We start from the raw sequence: 19,535 nt of genomic DNA on the forward strand, positions 1-19,535 counted from the left end.
GGGGTCGTCAATCAACATGAGAAAATATATAGAGATTTTAAAAACTTATTCTCCTGATTTTACACGGTTTTGTTCATCGGCCGCGCCACTTGCTTTACGACGGGTGTTGCCATTCAACTTTCCCTTTGCCAAACGATACGTAAAGGTGATACTTGCCACACGTGAATCACGGTAGTTCTGAAACTGTGCATCAATGTTACCAAACTTGCTTTCGCCTTTAATGCGCTGGCTCCACAATACATCTCTTACATTCAATCGGATAGTGCCTTTTGTTTTCAGGACCGGTAAGCTTGCACCGAGGTTCATCGCTCCAAATGCACCAATACGAAACACACCTTCCACTCCTGCTGTTCTGTAAAAACCACTGATCTCCGTAGTTAATCCTTTTTTGAATTTGTAAGAAACAGAACCATTGAACATAGCCGTTGTTGCACCCATTGTAACCTTTGTATTATTTACAACACCGCTCATTTCATTATTGAATACATTGGCATAAATATTTCCGCTGAAGTTTTTGATCTGCTTGAATGCACTTACTGCAACACCGAACTGACGCTGGTTGGCAATATTCGCCTGCTTCACGAACGACTCATTCGTTGCTTCATTCTGTTCAATTACTTGTTGAATGATATTATTTGTTTTTGTATAGTTCAATGTTGTAGTTAAGAACCCTTTGAACGTGTGCGACAATTCAATGTTGTGGCTGAATTGCGGACGCAGATTCGGATTTCCTTGTTCAAATGTGTAACGATCAAGAAACTCTACAAACGGATTGAGATTTTCATAATCCGGACGACGTAAACGACGACCGTAATTCACTACAAAGCTGTTTTTTTCGCTGGCTGTGTATTGCAAATAAACAGTAGGAAACAGTTGTGTGTAATTCAAGTTAAAGGTTGAATCGAATGCTTCAAATTTTTGACTTGTTGTACTGTAAGCCAACCCTTTTGAATTACCTCTTGCTGTTGTATTTTCCAAACGCAGACCAAACTGACCGCTGAATTTTTTATTAAACTGCTTGCTGTAGTTTACATAAGCGGCGTTAATATTCTCAGTATAAATAAAGTGATTGCTGCGGGCAGAATCAAGGATCATATTGCCATTCCGCAACGTATCATACACTGCATTATTATCTGTTTCCACAAAACTTGTTTTGATCCCTGCTTCAAACTTTGCACCTTTCTTCAACGGCTGAACATAATCGGCTTTACCACTATAAATGCGGATCAACTGTGGAAGATTACCTAATAAATTATCAGGTATTCCTGTTGGATCGCCGGATGCTGTGAAGTATTTATTCTTTAAGTTTTGTGAACTTGATACATTGTAATTCAGGAAATCAACATCAGCTGTTAATTCTTTTCCGGTACTGTCAAACAGATGACGGAAATTAACGTTCGATCCAAAATGTCTCCAGTAGCTTTTACTCCTTGAAAAACCATTTGCCTTACTGATAATAGTTCCGTTAGGATCGGCAATGTCAATATCACTGTTGTTGGTAAATGTACCGGGATTATAAAAACCGTTGACCGTTGCACCAATGGTCGTTTTCTTTGAGAGATAAAAATCGGCACCAACTTTTGCATTGTTGGATTGATTCAACTGACGCATGTGCGATACCTGGTCGAACAATGATTTTATTTCTTTACTACTCTCTTCAATAAATTTACGTTGGATCGAAAGCACTTGGAAAGAGTTACGCTCGTTACGGCTTAACGTACCAAACAGGTTTACTTTATTCTTACGATAATTGAATGTGAGGTTCTGATTGTTTGAGGTGTAGATTCCTTGCGAAAAACCGGCAGTTGCCAATACACTATACCCCATTTGCTTGGTTTTCTTTGTACGGATGTTGATGATACCGCTGTTACCCGCTGCATCATATTTTGCAGGAGGATTGGTCATGATCTCGATCTGTTCCAATTGTGTACCCTGCATGTTGCGGAGGTAATTTGCAAGATCGGCACCGGATAAGTAAGCTGGCTTCCCGTCGATGAACACCTGCACACCTGCTTTTCCTTTCAGGCTGATGTTACCATCACGATCAACCGATACGCCCGGTGATTTTTCGAGGATCTCCAACGCATTGGCACCTGCATTTGTTGGACTGGCTTCTACGTTCACCACCATTTTGTCGGGCTTTTGTTCAAACATTGGTTTCTTCGCAGTAACCACTACTTCTTTTAATCCCTTTGCCTGTGGTAACAAACTGAAAGAAGGCATAGCTACTTCGGCTCCTTCTTTTACTTCAATTGACTGACTGAAGGACTTTTGAAAACCGACAGCTGTAATACCTAACAGGTATCCTCCTTCTTTAATGCCTTCGAAAACATAGCTACCCGAGTTGTCGGTTATAGCAGCTTTCACCAAAGAGCTGTCTTTAATTTTTAATAAGGAAACCGTAATGCCCGAAACAGGCTTTTGATTCTCGTCCTTTACTTCGCCCTTTACACGTGTAATGGTTTGAGCGAAGCCGGAAAAGGTGAAGGTTAGCAAGGCCGCAGCTAGAATGGCTGAAATCTTTTTCATGATGATGATAAGTTTGATGATAAGGTTTAACAGTTCACAGTACCTGTTCTTTTCTATTACATGTCAAAAGTAGGTTCTATGTTTTGCATAGTACATTGTTTTGTGGTGGATGGCAAATAATATTGACAACCGGCAAAACAGTGACATACATGTGACGGACAACGCACAAACATGTTACAGAAAATCATCTTTTTAGGGACGAACGGGCATTTGGGGAGATAGCTGGAAAAAAAACAGGCTTTCCGTTGGAAAGCCTGTACAAAACTTAAGTTTCGAGTATTATTTAGAGGCTTGTGCCTTCTTTTTGGCTACAAAATAGAGTATAATGCCTAAAACGATCAAACCTAACGAGATCAATTCGGCCTGTGTTGGCTGAAATGGCAAGCCTTCATACTTTGTATTCACCCGAATTTTTTCAATGAAAAAGCGTTCAAATCCATTCAATACAAGGTAGAGACAAAACAGTCCGCCAGCTAATTTGATCTTTGGACGGGCCAAAAGTAAAATACCAAACAGCAATAAACAGGCTACAATTTCATAGAAAGGTGTAGGAAAAACAGGCAAGGGCAAATAATTACAGTGCTCCGTACCCTCGCAACCCGGTAACCGCACACCCATACTGTTTACGTTTTGCGGATAAGTATAAGCTACCATCCACGTAGGCAGAAAAGAGGGGGCTTTGAATGTGGCATAAGGAACTTCTTCAAACTTCAGATCAGCCCTAAACTCCTGCCTGATATAAGCTGCATTGTTTTCCACTGCTTTTTGAAACTCGCCCGGATTCGCTAAACGAACCGCAGCTGTTGAATCTGTAACATAAGCTGCGTTTGGAACACCCCAATCACCATCGCCGGCTACCTGGCAACCGATCCGTCCAAGTGCATAGGCCAACATTAACGTAGGACCCATTGTATCAGCTAAATGGCGGATAGAGATGCCTTTCCGCTTTGCGTAAATGATAATGGCAATGGCAGCACAGATCAAACCTCCATAAAAAGTAAGTCCACTGAACGAAACCAGAGAGCCTATTGGATCTGCAACAAAATCATCCCAGTTTTCGAAGTTGTGAAAAAGTTTTGCACCTGCAAAACCAAATATGGCTGCCATTACAGTAATATCACCTACCCTTTCGTGTGGCCACACCCGTACCATTCGAACTTCCGGCTTAGCAGCTTTTTCCTTATTTTTTTCGTACCATTTTAAACCGGCAAAAAACAATGCCAGCACAATACCAGCACCCCAACTTCCCTCTGCAGAAAAGATATATGTCTGCGGATCAACACCATCACCTGCATTCATAAATGCACCTATGATCTTGTAACCCATCAGGAACCCCAACAATGCGTTCAATAATAATTCAGTTGCTGTGGCGGGTTTGCCAAACACACGCTTCTCTTCTTTTGGAAATAAAAAGCCTTGCTTTTCCTTGCGCTGCAAGCCCTTCGTTAATACAATTGCTGAGATAATAAACGACAATGCCACAAAGAATCCAAACGAATTGAGAAACCTGGCCCACTCCCACTCCACTCCAAATACATCTTTAAAAAAATAATACAGATTCGGATACATGCTGAATATTTGAGTTGCAATGATACTTGAAAAAAATTGGATTGATGCTGTTGCGGCTTTTTTTAGGATTATCCCTTACTTGTCATTTTAGTACGAAATATCAGTATTGAAAATAGATCTCCGTAGCTCCATATCCATATGAAGGGTGATATTGATTCACAAATGATTTTACTTCTTGTTTTAACCGAAGTGTATCGTGTATCTCATCTCTCAGTTTTCCTTCGCCCACTCCATGAATGACAATGAGTGTTGGCTGCATATGCAATACAGCTAATTCGTAATACTTTTCAAATTCATTTAATTGAGCGGTGAGTATTTCAAAATTGCTGAGGTGTTTCCAGTTGTTGCTGATCTTTTCAATATGCAGATCAACTACTGTTCTTGCCGGCGGCAAATGTTGACGGGCTTTGCCTGCATCATATACTTTATAGCCGGCAGCGGTTAATTTATCTCTATCCAGCTTTTCTGTTTCTACTTTATCCGGATAGGTTTCCATCAACAAATAAGCAAAACTGGCTTCTTGCTTTTTCAACATCTCTTCAATACGCAGGAATAGTTGTTTGGCTTTTAATTTTAGCGATGCTTCAAAGTGAGGAGCTTTCTTTTTATCCGGCTGAGCCAGGCTGAATTCAAAATCGAACCGTGGAGCATCATTCAGCTTTTCAAATTCTACATCGTGAATATAAAAATCATTGTACGGAAGAATTTCATTTTTCAAATTGAACTCACTATCGCCTGTAAAACGCAAATGGTAATCAAACAGAAAAGAAGTGTCGGTATTATTCACCAAGTAAATGCGGAAGTACTCCACCACATCATCATCAAAAATATCTTTATCAAATACCGGCAAAAAAGAGATCCAGATACCTTCGCCCACTTTATACTGTTTGAGAGAAGCTCCTTTTTCTTTTTTTACATTGTCGATATATTTTTTTTGTGGCGGAGGCTGCGTTTTTTTTTCGGTGAAACGTTTGAAATAAGGGAACTCAAGCTGATCGGTATATACCGGAAACTGTACGCCCCCCACATCCACTGTTACCATTTGCTTGTTGATAATATCTACTACCTCGCCTTCTTCGTTGGAATGAACCAATAACACTTTATCGCCGGGCTGAAATTTCATTTTGTTGTTTGTTGCGTTCTCTGACTAAAGTGCAAAAGTAACCCCGGACAACAAATCCTGCGCAAACAATCGTTGAGAGAATTCATTGCCGGGGTTTCACACCACACTGGAACCAATCAGCCCCACTTATGTTTGTGAGGCTTCTCATCAGGATTTTTCCGCATCCATTCATCAATACTCAACTTACCACTACCCTCAACCACAAAAAACACGAGCAGAATAAGAATAAGGACAGAAAACCATAATTCTGAATGTGGCTGAAAAATACCGCCGGATATATTTACAAAAATGATCGCTCCCAATAAAACGGGTATCTGCACTAAACAGGCGAAACGGGTAAGTAAACCAAATGCCACCAACATACCGCCGAGTAAATGAGCAAACACAACATAATGTGCCAGGATGCCTGCAGAGATTGAACCCAAAAATCCACTGTTACTGATAAGATCAGACAATGGTTGCATGTTGTTGATGAACTGCACTCCTTTTAAGGTAAGGATGATCCCTAAAACAATACGGATAAAATCGATCCATTTTGGATGATGGGTGTCGCCCCATTGCTCCATGCGTTGTACAAAATTCATAATGGCAAATTTTAGAGTGAAAGAAGTGTGTAAAAGTTACAACGCTTTTCCCGCTTTTGCAAGTGAAATTGTACACAGGAAGGCAATAGGAATAAAGTGAAGATACATCGATCAGATCGCTGTAAACGTCCCGACCAATGAGAACCTAGCCGATCGTTACTTGAGTTTACGTTTTAAATACTGGCTGTAATCTTCCAACTGAATTTGATAGTCGCTGATGATGAGTGGCGATGTAAATATAAAATCGGCAGTAGCCCGGTCGCAGGCTGTAGGAATATTCCAGGTTACAGCCAACCGCAACAATGCCTTTACATCTGGATCATGTGGCTGGGCCTCCATTGGATCCCAAAAGAAAATGAGGATATCAATTTTTCCTTCAGCGATCAATGCACCGATCTGCTGATCGCCACCCAACGGACCGCTGAGGTACTTTGTTACTTTTTGATCAAGTTTTGCTTCTAATAATTTCCCGGTTGTTCCTGTTGCAAACAATTCATGATTGGCTAATGCACTTCGATTGTAATAAGCCCAATCGATGAGATCATCTTTTTTATGATCGTGTGCCACCAATGCGATCCGCTTATTTGCCTTCATTTTTCTTGTTGCCATAACCGATATGCTTTATCATCAGAAAATTCATTAACAACTATTGCTCTGCACCCAGTTTGCTCTTACGATATCCATAGAAAAAATAGATCACCAATCCAACTCCCATCCACACAAAAAACCAAAGCCAACTGGCAACCGGAATTTCAATCATCAGATACAAACAACTTAATGCACCCAATACCGGAATGAGTGAATACTTGCGGATAAATGTCAGTATAGATAATACAACAGCGATTATAATGAAGATAAGAAACAATACTTCCTGGTGATTTTCATGAAACAGGTTTGTAACAGATGCTGCTACACGATCACGAAACAGGAAAATAAATCCGGCTACAATTAACGGAAGAATAAACTGTGCATTGATATACGGCAGTTTGAATTTACCCGAACCTTCTGCACGCAGTTTCGGCAATAATAATACGCCCAAACATACCAACACAAATGCGAACAAAGTACCGATGCTCGTTAGATCCGTCATAATAGACGATGGTAAAAACATGGCAGGTATACCAACGAGAAAACCAGTTACAACCGTAGCAAATGCAGGTGTTTTGTATTTCTTGTGAACATTTGAAAAACGTTTTGGCAATAAACCATCACGGCTCATCGTCATCCAGATGCGGGGTTGACCTAATTGAAACACCAACAACACACTGGTGGTGGCAACAACTGCACTGATGCTGATCACATAACCGATCCATTTCAATCCCAACTTATCAAACACATAAGCCAACGGATCATCTACTTTCAATTCACTGTAATTGACCATACCTGTTAGTACCAATGCAATGAGAATATACAGCACGGTACAAATCAGCAATGCGTACATCATCCCTCTTGGCAAATCACGCTGCGGATCTTTACATTCTTCTGCTGTGGTGCTAATAGCATCAAACCCGATATATGCATAGAATACGGCACTCACGCCCTGCAATACACCTGTAAATCCATTTGGCATAAATGGATTCCAGTTATCGGTATCTACATAAAAGAATCCTACAATAACTACAAAAATGATCACCGCAATTTTGAAGATCACCATTGCATTGGCGCTCTTCTTACTTTCCTTCATACCAACATAGGCCAGGCAAGTGATCAATGCCACAATAAAGAAGGCAGGCAAATTCAAAAATAATTTTGTTCCAAATAAATCGGGGGCACTGTTAAATCCGTTGATGATGGTTTGCATTTCTGCCGTTGCTGCAACACCAGTTGCCAACTGTTCATTCACCGCAGCCAATGCTTCTTTTGCTGTAGTAAGATTGGTTGTTAACCAAAATGGCAAATGAATATTTAAGCCCTGCAACAGATTATTAAAATAACTGCTCCAGCTAATGGCTACCACAATATTTCCAATTGCATATTCTAAGATCAACGCCCATCCAATGATCCACGCTACCAATTCGCCAAAGCTCACATACGCATACGTGTAAGCACTACCGCTTACTGGTACACGACTGGCAAACTCTGCATAACACAAGGCAGAGAAACCACAAGTAACAGCGGTGATCACAAACAATAAGGAAACACCGGGCCCACCATGAAACGCTGCTGAGCCAATGGTAGAAAAAATTCCGGCTCCTATTACGGCCGCTATTCCTAAAAAAGTAAGATCTCTTACATTTAATATCCGGTGTAACCCGGTACCTCCATGCACTTCATCGGGTTCGGTTGAAAGCACAGCATTGATCTTTTTTTTACGGAACAACTGATTGGCCATATATGATTGGTTTTTGCGGAGTTCAAAATAGGGAAAAAACAAATACATGCAACGTTTCGATTTGTAGCTTGGTCAACTTTGTATGCGACCGATCATTTTCATATTCATTGTTCTCATACTTTTTTCTGCCTGTACCAAACAACTGGACGCAGATACGCAACTTCGTGTTTACAACATCAATAATATTCATTTTGATTCTGTAATAGTAAACGCACCCGGCGGCAAACAGGTTTACTACAATATTCCACCTCTCAGCCTTTCGGAATATAAATCATTCACTTTCCTCTATAACTATTCTTATATCGAAGTGCATTTCAACAACCAGGTAGTAAAGCTGCAGCCCTTTGATTATGTAGGTGAAGAAAAACTAAAGCCCGGAAAATACCGCTACGAGCTGGGCATTGTTGCAGCCCAGCAAAACTCACTCACATTGGAATGTAAAAAAGATTAGTATTCCCGTTGTACCAAAAACTGCGCTAACTGTTGCAGCGGTTCTTTTCGTTTACTGAGCACAGCAATATCTTCCAAATGCTGCATGGCTTTTTCTATGTACTGATTTTTCAGTTCCATGGCCCATGCATCAACGCCGGCTGATTTAAAAATCGAAATGACCTGTTCTACTTTATCTGCAGGATTTGTTTGCATCAACTCCACCAGTCGTTGTTGCTGTGTTGCATTGGCTGATTCAAGTGCATGGATCATCAGGAAGGTCTTTTTATTTGCTTTGATATCGCCTCCCACCTGTTTTCCAAATTTTGCAGGGTCGCCAAAGCAATCGAGATAATCGTCCTGTATCTGAAAGGCAATGCCGAGGTTGCGGCCAAATTCATAAATATGATCCGTATTACCAACACTTGCACCACCAATCATGGCACCGAGTTTTAAACTGGCTGCCAGCAACACCGATGTTTTCAATTCGATCATACGCACATATTCATCAAGATGAACAGTTGCACGTTTTTCGAAATCCATATCCATCTGTTGGCCTTCTGACACTTCCAATGCGGTTTTATTAAATAGCGACAGAATCGGTTTTACATCACCCTGTACTTTGTTCAGGTAATCATAGGCCATCGTTAACGTTACATCACCGGCAAGGATAGCGGTGTTTACACCATGAATGGCATGCACCGTTTGTTTCCCACGACGCAGTGGCGCTTCGTCCATGATATCGTCATGGATCAATGAAAAATTATGAAACAGTTCAATGGCGGTTGCCACCTGCCATGCATCGGGCTTGATGACATCAAACAATTCATTTCCCATTAACACACACACCGGACGTACACGCTTGCCGCCAATGCTTAAGATATGTTGCGACGCATCATACAACGAAGCCGGCTCCGCCGGAAAATGACGCTTGTTGAAATATTCTTCAAATTGCTTTAATAATTGTTCAAACGACTGCATAGTTAAGTTCAAGTATGATGTAAGAAGTAAGAGGTATGAACCCGGCTGCAAGATAGTTAAGTAAGACTAGGATGACGGCATCGAAAAAATTCTACATCCTGAATCCTACATCCGACATTATTTTTTCCGTTTCTTCTTCGGTGGTTGAAATGTTGTTTTCCCTAACACTTTCTTCTCCGTAGAATCAATATGCCCCAGCACCAGTTCATAATCCAACTGACGCTTTTCTAAATTAGCCGCCACCACTTTGATCGTTACTTTATCGCCCATCCTGAACGTTCGTCCACTACGTTTGCCAACCAGACAATAATCTTCTTCGTTGTGACGGAAATCATCAAAATCACTCAATGAAAATAAACTCACCAAGCCTTCGCATTTATGCGCAATGGTCTCTACCCAAAAACCAAACGATGCAACACCACTCACTACTCCGTCAAACTCCTCACCGAGGAACTGACTCATGTATTCCACCTGTTTGTATTTATTAGCTGCACGTTCACTTTCCATGGCCGAACGTTCACGCTCACTGCAATGCTTGCACTTGGCTTCCATTTTTTTGTCGATCTGTGGAGCTTTGTCTAAACACTGCTGCAATACACGATGTACCAACACATCGGGATAACGACGGATCGGCGAAGTAAAATGACAGTAGTGTTCAAAACCCAAACCATAGTGACCAATATTTTCAGCAGTATAAACTGCTTTCGCCATAGTGCGGATACCCAATGCTTCCAATACATGCTGCTCCGGTTTGCCATGTGCATCTTTCAACATTTGGTTAAAGGATGAAGCAATTTTTGCCGGTGTAGATACATCGAACACATGCCCGTATTTTTTAGCGAACACCATGAACGGAGCAAGCTTTGCTTCATCAGGCGTATCATGCACACGGTACGGAAAAGGAACCGGTTTTTCTTTCACCGTTACTTTCCCAATATATTCGGCCACATGTTTATTCGCCAGCAACATAAACTCTTCGATCAACTGATGGGCTTCTTTACTTTCTTTGATGGTGATGCCAATTGGCTTTCGGTTCTCATCCAATACAAATCGCACTTCCTGCGATGAAAAATTGATGGCACCTTTTTTAAAGCGATCCTTTCGCATTTTTTGTGCAAGGTTATTCAGCAGTTGTATCTCATCAAGATACAAGCCCTCACCTTTTTCAATCGTTTCCTGCACTTCTTCATAACTGAATCGATGATCAGAATGGATCACGGTACGTCCCAGCCAAACAGATTTGATCTCTGCTTTATCAGTCATTTCAAATACTGCAGAAAACGTGTACTTATCTTCTCTCGGACGAAGCGAACATAATTCATTCGAAATCCGTTCCGGCAACATCGGCAATACACGATCAGGTAAATAAACCGATGTCGCCCGGCTGTATGCTTCATCATCCAATGCAGTAGCCGGTTCTACATAATAACTCACATCGGCAATGTGTACTCCTATTTCATACAAACCGTTTGCATTTTTTTTGATCGACAATGCATCATCAAAATCTTTTGCATCAACGGGATCGATGGTGAAGGTTAATACATCACGAAAATCTCTCCGCTTTTTTGCTTCGCTTTCAGTAACACCATCCGGAAAACGTTCCGCCTGTTCCATTACTTCATCCTGGAAACTCAATGAGAAACCGGCTTGTAATAAGATCTGCTTCATCGCCAGATCGTTCATCGCTTCCTGTTTTACTACTTCTACCACTTCACCTTCAGGAACACGTTTTGATTTTTCCCATGCCGTTAAACGCACCACAGCTTTGTCGCCATTTTCTGCACCGTTTATTTTATCAGCCGGAATATAGAGATCAGGCATGGGCCGGTCTGTTTCCGGAATAAAAAATGTATGATTCTTTTGCACACTGATGTGGCCGATGAATTCTGTTTGTTTCCGGGAAACAATTTTAGTAATCATTCCTTCCAATCGTCCACCGCCGCCACTCTTTGTTACTTCCACTTCTACTTTATCGCCGTGTAACGCTGTGTTGAAATGTTGCGGACGAACAATGATATCTTTTTCCATATCGGTAACGGTTACATAACCCATACCGCTGCGTGTGATCTCGATCTGCCCACGATGTGTGCCCGATGCGGATTTACGTTTTCCTCCACCGGCTTTATTTCGAAAATCGCCTTTCGGTTCTCCTTTGCGATTCGTGTCTTTATTAATTTTCTTTTTTTTCATGTGATTCATTTTTTATTCGCTGCCAATGGCAGCTGATGTTTTTTGCCACATAGAATATCCATAATCATCCTCTGTTAGTTTGTCTTGCTTATGGGCATTTCATGTGTTTCCTTTTTTGGAAAGCGTTGAATAAAATCAATAATGATGGTATTCAATTTTGCTTCTTGGTTAAATAAAATCCGATGCCGGATAGGTAATACAAAGAGTGGAAGTTGCTCCAGCTCTTCTCTGAACTTCACCAACCGTACCGCATCTTTCTCTGTGGTGATAATAACTTTCTGTTCGTGATCCAATTTACTGAATCGCTTACGTATTTCTTTCAGATCATCAATCGTAAAAATATGATGATCGCTGAAGCTCAGATTTTCATAACTGTACGAATGTTCAACAATATGCTTTTTTAATGGTTCGATATTGGCAATGCCGGTGACTAATAATATCTCCAGGTTTTTATGCAACAGATATTCCTGTTGCGGATGCAATACATGATAAGGTGTACCGTACGCAATGGTTGCGAAGAAAACCTGCTGATGCGGCAATGGTTTTATTTCAGCGATAATTTCCTGCCGCTCTTCTTCCTGCAATGTGGCCGGGCATTTTGTAACGATAATGATCTCTGCACGTTTGTAACTGCTGCGCTCATCACGCAGATCGCCGGTGGGCAAAAAGAAATCACGGGTAAAGAGGTTATTGTAGTCCGTTAGTAAAATATTCAATCCTGCTTTGATGGAGCGGTGCTGAAATCCATCATCCAGAATAATCACTTCTGTTTTCGGACGATCGTGCAGCAACTGCGGAATTGCTTCCAGCCGTTCTTCACCTACTGCAACCGTTACTTCCGGAAATTTTACATGAAACTGCATCGGCTCATCACCAATTTCCAACGCCGTACTGCTTTCATTCGCCAACGCATAGCCTTTGGTTTTTCGTTTATATCCACGACTCAAGGTGGCGGTTACAAATTGATCTTTCAACAAACGAAGCAGATATTCCACCATCGGCGATTTGCCCGTTCCGCCCACACTCAAATTACCCACACAAATAATGGGCATGTTCACGGTATCTGATTTCAAAACGTTTCGATCAAACAATCGGTTACGCACCCAAATAACCGCACCGTACAACAAAGCAAACGGCAATAACAAAAAGCGGATGGATTGAAATGTGAGATTAGCCAAATTCATAAATGCGCTGTGGCGTAATGCAATAGTTTAAAGGTATATCAAATTGTTCACGATCGCTGATGGAAGCGATGGCATCAAAGTAGCTCAAGCCGATCTTTAGCACATCGGGCCGGCATTTGGCCAAAAATTTATCGTAATATCCTTTCCCGTATCCTACACGATAACCCGCCTCATCAAAAGCAAGTAAAGGCACAAACACCAGATCAATTTCCGTTTCGCTGATCAGCGTTCCATTCACCGGCTCGGGAATTCCCCACTCGTTAGGAACAACAACCACCATTTCATTATATTCCACATGCTCCAGTTCATTGGTTGTAGGATTCATGCGTGGAATCACAATGTTCAACTCGGGATTTCTGAATTCCAGAAAATGCAGCAAATGATCAGTTTCTATTTCCACCTGTGCTTTCATGGCAAGATAGGTATGCACATAAAACAGATCGGGTAACGGCAGTTGCTGAAAATGGATGAGGATAAGATCATCAAAACGGTTTCGCTCTCCAACGGTGAGGCTTAAACGCTTTTCTTTGTAGATCTTTCGTGCCTCCTTTTTCGTCATTCGTCTTTTGGTTTGTTTACGAAGATAGAAAAGATGGTGGTGCCATAGTTACGTTCGGCACGGTAAAACGGAAATTTGGCATAGCTGTTACGGGGCGTGTGTTCCAATACAAACCAGCCACCTTCATTTAATAATTCTTTTTCAAAAATCAATTTCGGCAGTTCATCAATGGTGCCCAATGCATACGGCGGACCGGCAAAAATAAAATCAAACTTTTCTGTACAGTGGTCGATGTATTTGAATACATCCATTTTCACAATATTCATTTTCACACCCAGCTTTTCGCCTGTTTGCTGGATGAACGCTGCCATATTATTATCCTTCTCCACAATGGTTTGATCAGTTGCACCACGGCTCGCCAGTTCGTAACTGATACTTCCCGTGCCGCCAAACAGATCCAGTGTTTTTAAACTTTCAATGTCGAGATTGTTTTCAATTACGTTGAACAAACCACCTTTCGCCAAATCAGTTGTTGGGCGGGTGTACGGCATTTTCGCCGGTGGCTGAAACGTTCTGCCTCCAAATTTTCCACTTATGATACGCATGCCAAAACTTGATCGAGTGAAGCAGATAAATGAACCGGTTGTTCATCGGTTGTAGCAGGAAATTGATACGTAAGTTCTTCTTTCAATTGCAGATTCAGGATGTAATTGTACAACACATCATACAAGGCAGAACGTTGATCGATCATTCCCTGCAGCCAAACTGTGGTTTCTACCTGCGACAATTCCAACTGTTGCATTGCATTCAAAATATAATACAACACATCTTCGGGTGTATGATAGTGGTACGACTGTAACAATAACCACTGGCCATTTTTCTCAACAGTAATTTGCACTTCCTGGAAACGGATAGTAGCTGTAACACATGTTCCTCCTGCTGCATTTTGTGTTAGCAGTAACGATTGCACATGCCACCACTCTCCTTTTGGAAAACGCTTGTTGAGCAATGCACCCAAAGTTCCATCAACCACATAATGATTCACCAGGCTTTGCTGTACCACCACATCTTTCACATACAATTGATGTTGCTGCGGACCATGCGCCATTGCCAACAGATTTTCTTTACCCTCATCTTTATTCAACACAGCAGGCAACAACACATTATTGGGTGCGTATTGCACCAACAACACTTTCTGATAATTGGAGTGCACCCAGGTATTGGCAGCTGCAACAGCACTCAGCTTTTCATCCAGTTGCAGATTGCTTGCAGATGGCTCCAATGGATAAACGACCCAGCCATGCACCTGTTTATCTGCCGGAGTAAAAGAAGCAAACCCAATAAAATTTGTACCCGCCTGCACCAGCAAATAAGCGTTGGCAGTGTCGAGTGATTCAATTTCGTTTGATACGATCTGTATAGAAGGATGTAACAATTTTTGTAAGTTTCAAGTGCTGCAATAATACCAATAATACGGGGAAGGATGAAGAATCATGCCAGAATTTGAGAGATAGAGTCGCTGATAACACAGATTTAGGCTGATATTACAGATCTGGCTTACAAATAAATCCGCATTCATCTGCCCAAATCAGCGTCATCTGTGAATCTATCGTTCTTCTTCTTATTTTCGCCCAAACTACAATTGCTTGGAAACGGCCTTACCGAAGAATGATCTGCGACTGGAAATCACCAACCGACAAATTCTAACGATTTCGATACCTATCAGCTTGTCATTATTGGTGCCCTTTCTCAATTTCACAGCCAATAATTATTTTCTGAGTGGCTTGGGCGAAAGTGCGTTAGGTACTGCCGGTATTACAGGTGTGTACTTTCTGGTAGTAGCCGTAATCGGTAATGGCTTGAACAATGCCTTGCAATCGCTCATTGCACGACGTGCCGGTGAAAACCGGTTGGAAGAGATCGGCAAACTGTTTTCACAAGGCATCCGCATTGCATTCATTTTTGCAGCTATTGGTATTGCACTCACCTATTTGTTTGCACCATTCATCTTTCATTCCTTTCTGCGAACGCAAAGCGTTGAAACATCGGCCATCGAATTTTTAAAGATCCGTGTATGGGGCCTCCCTTTTCTCTATCTCTTTCAAATGGGGAATGCATTTTTGGTAGGTACCAACAACAGCAAGTACCTGATGATCGGCACTTTGTTTGAAGCATTGGCGAATATTTTTTTCGATTACGGATTGATCTACGGCCATTTTGGTTTACCGGAATTAGGTTTCAACGGTGCTGCGTATGCATCCATCATTGCAGAAGTAACCGGTATGCTCGTCGTGTTCCTGGTAATTTTTATTAAACGGATGCACATTCAGTTTCACCTGTTCCGCTACCTGCGGTATAACAAACAACTGAGCAATCTCATTCTCAATATTTCAGCTCCACTCATCGGACAGTTTTCGATCAGCATCATGAGTTGGTTTGTGTTTTATATTTTAATTGAACATCATGGAGAGCGTGCATTGGCCATATCGAATGTAATGCGGAATATTTTTTCACTGGCCGGTGTGTTCATCTGGGCCTTTGCCGCCACCACGAATACGATGGTGAGCAACATTATCGGACAGGGGCGAAACAACGATGTGATGAAACTGATCTACCGCATCATGTCGCTCAGTTTTGTGTCAGCCGTGTTGATGTTTCTGCTGTTCAATGTGTTTGCGGTTGAATTATTATCGGTGTTTCGATTATCCAAAGAGTTTGTTGATGCGGCCGTGCCGGTGTTGCGGATCGTTACAACGGGCATGTTGTTTATGTCGGTGTCAGTTGTATGGCTCAATGCAGTAACCGGCACGGGCAATACCAAAATGAATCTCCTCATCGAAGCCGTTACCATTGTGCTCTACCTCATTTATATTTATGTAGTGCTGGAAGTATACCAACTCAACTTGATGTGGGCATGGGCGTCGGAACTCATTTACTGGAACAGTATTTTACTGATGGCCTTCTTTTATATCAGAAGTGGAAAGTGGAAGGGGAAAGTGATATAAAGGAGAATAACAATTTTGTAACCGGCGATATTGTTTCATGGCAGCTTCGTTGCGCCTGCCCGACAGTAGTTTTAACGAAGGCGGGTCGCACAAGTTGACAGGTGGTTTTTCAATAACAACTGGTTTGTGAGACATTAGCCACGAAAAAAATAGATAGTTCTAAGTTTCAGGCTTAGTTAGGGTTATGTATATTTATTCCTTATCAGCAACTTTTTAAAAGAACCTAAAATAAGAAGGACACTCTAATAATTTTTTTTATGGCAATGATAAAAAATGGCTTTTTTGCGTATAGTTCAAATCCAACACATTGCGGAGAATTTATTGAAGAAGCAATAAAAGAAATACACAAAAGTGGACACCTCGTATTTCTAAAGAGTTGGAAAACAATGAGCATTGCCGGAAAATTTATCATCTCCGAAATATTGAAGGAAATAGAAAATTCAGATTTTCTGTGCGCAGACTTGACGGGCTTAAATGAAAATGTACTTTTTGAAATTGGCTTTGCAATTGGAAAAGGAAAACCCATCTGGCTAATTCAGGATACTTCAATAATAGATTCACACAACCGTTTTAAAGAACTAAACTTTCTGACAACAATAGGATATTCTCCCTACACTAATTCAACTGATATCGTAAATGCATTTCTAAATAAAAAAGTATATCTTGATGAAACCAAAGTATTAAATGCCTTCGATAATATGAGCGAAGGTTTGATAAATGAAAATGCATTACTTTATTTGAAAAGTCAGTATGATACAAACTATAATCAATATATAAGCAATACAATTACGGACTTCAAACTTCCAACAGTTATTGATGACGCAACAGAAGTCAAAGTTCAACCCGTTTCGTGGTATTTTAACCAAGTGCAAAATGTACCGGCCGTCTTAGTTGAGTTCTCCTCTACATATCGAAGTGGGTATGAATTACATAATGCAAAATGCTCTTTCGTTGCTGGTTTAGCTATTGGATTAGGCTTAAAAGTTCAAATGGTAGCAGAAAAGCCCTTCCCTACTTCCATGGACTATCAAGAGTACTTAAAGAAATTTACAAATTTAGAATTGTGTAAAGTAGCTATTGTTCCGTTTTTAAATGATATTAGGACGAATATTGCACAATTAATCGTCAAGAAACATCCACACGAGGAAAGCCATAAACCAGTTTCTGAGTTACAGAAAATAAAATTCGGTGAATATATTGCTGAACATGAGGCAAGTAATATTTATGAATACTATATTGAAACAGCACATGAAGAAAACTTAATACGAAGTGAATACAACATAGTTGTTGGGAGGAAAGGGTGCGGAAAAACTGCTACACTCTACTATTTGGAAGCAGAATTGTCAAGAGATGTAAGGAATGAAGTAATTCCTATAAAACCAGTAAATTTTGAAATTGATGGCCTTATCGAGTTGATTAAAAAATTAAAAAGTGATTTTGAAAAAGGCTACATAATTCAATCCATTTGGAAATTTTTGATTTACACAGAAATAGCTAAAAGAATATATGAAACTATAAAGAAGAAGCCGATATATGCATTAACAGAAACAGATCGGAAAATAATCGACTTTGTAAATCAAAATACAAGTATTATTCTTTCTGACATTTCCACTAGACTTGAACAAGAATTAACAAATTTGGAAATGTTGGAAAAAATTGAAGAGCAGACTGAATTCAGAAATAAAATATCAGAAATTCTACATGAGAGCATTATCAAAGACCTAAAGGATCTAGTTGTTTCTTATATGAATACAAGAAAAAAACTAGTAATCCTCATCGACAACCTTGATAAAAACTGGAAAAAGGAAAATAATATTGAGATCACTAGCAAATTCATTTTAGGTTTATTGGGGGTGATTGGTAGAGTTTCAAAAGAACTAAAAGGGAGCCCAAGTAAACCGAATGACTTTGACCTCAATTTGATTGTTTTTCTTAGAAGCGATATTTTTAAATTCATACTGAGGTATGCAAGAGAACCGGATAAAATCGAGTATTATAACTTAAGATGGAATGATCCTGAAATATTACTTCGCATAGTTGAAAAGAGAGTTGAGTTACTTTCAACGAATAAAATCAAAGAAAATTTTTGGGATACATATGTAGGCAAGATAGTTGATGGAATTCCGACAAAAGAATATATACTTTCATGTATAATCCCACGGCCTCGAGATTTAATTTATTTCATAAACAGTGCAAAAGATATCGCTGTCCGAAGAGGTCATAATATGATACAAGAGACAGATTTATTAGCAGCTCATAAGGACTATTCAAACTGGATATTTAAGTCCATACTAGTTGAAAATGGTGTCACAGTGAGTCAAATTCAGAAATTTCTGTATAATATAATGGGGGAGTCTTCGATATTAACAAAGGAAAAAATCGAAGAGTTAATGAAACTCTCCGATATTACTACTGAAAATAATTATGTTGACGATTTTATTACACATTTATGTGGCCTGTCTTTTATTGGTAGAGAAATAAGACCATTTCATTTTGAATTTGAATTCGACTTTGATTCTGATGATAAAAATCTAATACTTGCGAACAAGTTAAACTCTAATCGCTATAAAATTCACAACGCATTCATACCATATTTAGAATGCTCAGACTTCATCGACTAAAATGCAACATACCCACACCTGGTAGGCCCCCATATGAAAGTAAACCTTAGCATCACACAAAAACTCTTGATTGCTGTTTTCTGTTTTGGCATTGCCGTTGTTGGCTTTATGTGGAAGCTTCCGTCGATGTTCCGGGGAATGGATAAAGAAATGCATGCAGCCTTTTATTTTGTGGCAGCGGCTTTCTTAAACATCCTTTTTGCCAAACGCAATTTGCTCATTCATTCACTCATCTTTGGTTTTCTGTATTTGTTCGGCTATGCCATTGAACGGGCGCAGGAATATTCCAACAAATTTTTCCGCAGCCGCATTCACGGCCGGTTTGATCCGGAAGATGTAGCGGCCAATCTGCAGGGGTTGATTTATTTTTCTGCCATATGGGTAATGTATGCAGTAATAAGTTTCCTGCTAAAGAAGTCCGCACCTGCAACAGAAGCACCCACAACTGCAGAATAAGAATAAATTGTTACCAGTTATTTTTTTCATGCT

General features: G+C 40.4%; 16 protein-coding genes. 4 read left to right on the forward strand and 12 right to left on the reverse strand.

Going from position 1 to position 19,535, the window contains the following annotated elements; all coding sequences use genetic code 11:
* Positions 1-45: 45 nt before the first annotated feature.
* The 6 genes from WG989_RS17760 to WG989_RS17785 form a co-directional block, all read right to left on the reverse strand.
* Positions 46-2,529, reverse strand: coding sequence for a TonB-dependent receptor domain-containing protein (locus WG989_RS17760; protein ID WP_340431392.1), 2,484 nt, complete (start codon positions 2,527-2,529; stop codon positions 46-48).
* A 279-nt stretch (positions 2,530-2,808) separates the two neighbouring features.
* Positions 2,809-4,098, reverse strand: a complete 1,290-nt coding sequence (locus WG989_RS17765; RefSeq protein WP_340431393.1) for a prolipoprotein diacylglyceryl transferase — start codon at positions 4,096-4,098, stop codon at positions 2,809-2,811.
* A gap of 100 nt (positions 4,099-4,198) precedes the next feature.
* On the reverse strand, positions 4,199-5,221 hold the full coding sequence (locus WG989_RS17770; RefSeq protein ID WP_340431394.1) for a Smr/MutS family protein: 1,023 nt from the start codon (positions 5,219-5,221) through the stop codon (positions 4,199-4,201).
* 116 nt (positions 5,222-5,337) lie between these two features.
* On the reverse strand, positions 5,338-5,805 hold the full coding sequence (locus WG989_RS17775) for a DoxX family protein (protein ID WP_340431395.1): 468 nt from the start codon (positions 5,803-5,805) through the stop codon (positions 5,338-5,340).
* A 156-nt stretch (positions 5,806-5,961) separates the two neighbouring features.
* Positions 5,962-6,414: a methylglyoxal synthase gene (locus WG989_RS17780; protein ID WP_340431396.1), complete on the reverse strand. Its 453-nt coding sequence runs from the start codon at positions 6,412-6,414 to the stop codon at positions 5,962-5,964.
* Positions 6,415-6,451: 37 nt separating this feature from the next.
* A complete protein-coding gene (locus tag WG989_RS17785; protein WP_340431397.1) occupies positions 6,452-8,137 on the reverse strand; it encodes an amino acid permease in 1,686 nt (561 codons plus the stop codon).
* An 82-nt stretch (positions 8,138-8,219) separates the two neighbouring features.
* Between WG989_RS17785 and WG989_RS17790 the strand changes: the two genes are divergently transcribed.
* Entirely contained in the window at positions 8,220-8,588 is a 369-nt protein-coding gene (locus WG989_RS17790) for a hypothetical protein (protein WP_340431398.1), read from the forward strand.
* Here the strand turns inward: WG989_RS17790 and WG989_RS17795 are convergent.
* The 6 genes from WG989_RS17795 to WG989_RS17820 all read right to left on the reverse strand — a co-directional run bounded on the left by WG989_RS17795 (position 8,585) and on the right by WG989_RS17820 (position 14,855).
* Positions 8,585-9,547 (reverse strand): polyprenyl synthetase family protein, encoded by a 963-nt coding sequence (locus WG989_RS17795; protein ID WP_340431399.1) that lies wholly within the window; start codon positions 9,545-9,547, stop codon positions 8,585-8,587. The two genes, WG989_RS17790 and WG989_RS17795, sit on opposite strands and share 4 nt — an antisense overlap.
* A 117-nt stretch (positions 9,548-9,664) precedes the next feature.
* Positions 9,665-11,737, reverse strand: coding sequence for a ribonuclease R (gene rnr, locus WG989_RS17800; protein ID WP_340431400.1), 2,073 nt, complete (start codon positions 11,735-11,737; stop codon positions 9,665-9,667).
* A 74-nt stretch (positions 11,738-11,811) separates the two neighbouring features.
* Positions 11,812-12,921, reverse strand: coding sequence for a tetraacyldisaccharide 4'-kinase (gene lpxK / locus WG989_RS17805; RefSeq protein WP_340431401.1), 1,110 nt, complete (start codon positions 12,919-12,921; stop codon positions 11,812-11,814).
* Positions 12,908-13,480 carry a 5-formyltetrahydrofolate cyclo-ligase gene (locus WG989_RS17810; protein ID WP_340431402.1) on the reverse strand — a complete coding sequence of 191 codons (573 nt, stop codon included), beginning with the start codon at positions 13,478-13,480 and terminating at the stop codon, positions 12,908-12,910. The genes lpxK and WG989_RS17810 overlap by 14 nt, the downstream gene beginning before the upstream one ends.
* A complete protein-coding gene (locus WG989_RS17815) occupies positions 13,477-14,025 on the reverse strand; it encodes an RsmD family RNA methyltransferase (protein ID WP_340431403.1) in 549 nt (182 codons plus the stop codon). Before WG989_RS17815 ends, WG989_RS17810 begins: the two co-directional genes overlap by 4 nt.
* Positions 14,013-14,855, reverse strand: coding sequence for a DUF3822 family protein (locus tag WG989_RS17820; RefSeq protein WP_340431404.1), 843 nt, complete (start codon positions 14,853-14,855; stop codon positions 14,013-14,015). The genes WG989_RS17815 and WG989_RS17820 overlap by 13 nt, the downstream gene beginning before the upstream one ends.
* Positions 14,856-15,066: 211 nt before the next feature.
* Here WG989_RS17820 and WG989_RS17825 point away from each other — a divergent pair, with 211 nt between their 5' ends.
* From WG989_RS17825 to WG989_RS17835, 3 genes are all read left to right on the forward strand, one after another.
* Positions 15,067-16,425 (forward strand): MATE family efflux transporter, encoded by a 1,359-nt coding sequence (locus WG989_RS17825; protein WP_340431405.1) that lies wholly within the window; start codon positions 15,067-15,069, stop codon positions 16,423-16,425.
* A gap of 257 nt (positions 16,426-16,682) precedes the next feature.
* Positions 16,683-19,046 (forward strand): P-loop ATPase, Sll1717 family, encoded by a 2,364-nt coding sequence (locus tag WG989_RS17830; protein ID WP_340431406.1) that lies wholly within the window; start codon positions 16,683-16,685, stop codon positions 19,044-19,046.
* A gap of 33 nt (positions 19,047-19,079) precedes the next feature.
* Positions 19,080-19,502: a hypothetical protein gene (locus WG989_RS17835; protein ID WP_340431407.1), complete on the forward strand. Its 423-nt coding sequence runs from the start codon at positions 19,080-19,082 to the stop codon at positions 19,500-19,502.
* The last annotated feature ends 33 nt before the right edge of the window (positions 19,503-19,535 follow it).

The sequence above is a fragment of the Lacibacter sp. H407 genome (assembly GCF_037892605.1).
Taxonomy (GTDB): domain Bacteria; phylum Bacteroidota; class Bacteroidia; order Chitinophagales; family Chitinophagaceae; genus Lacibacter.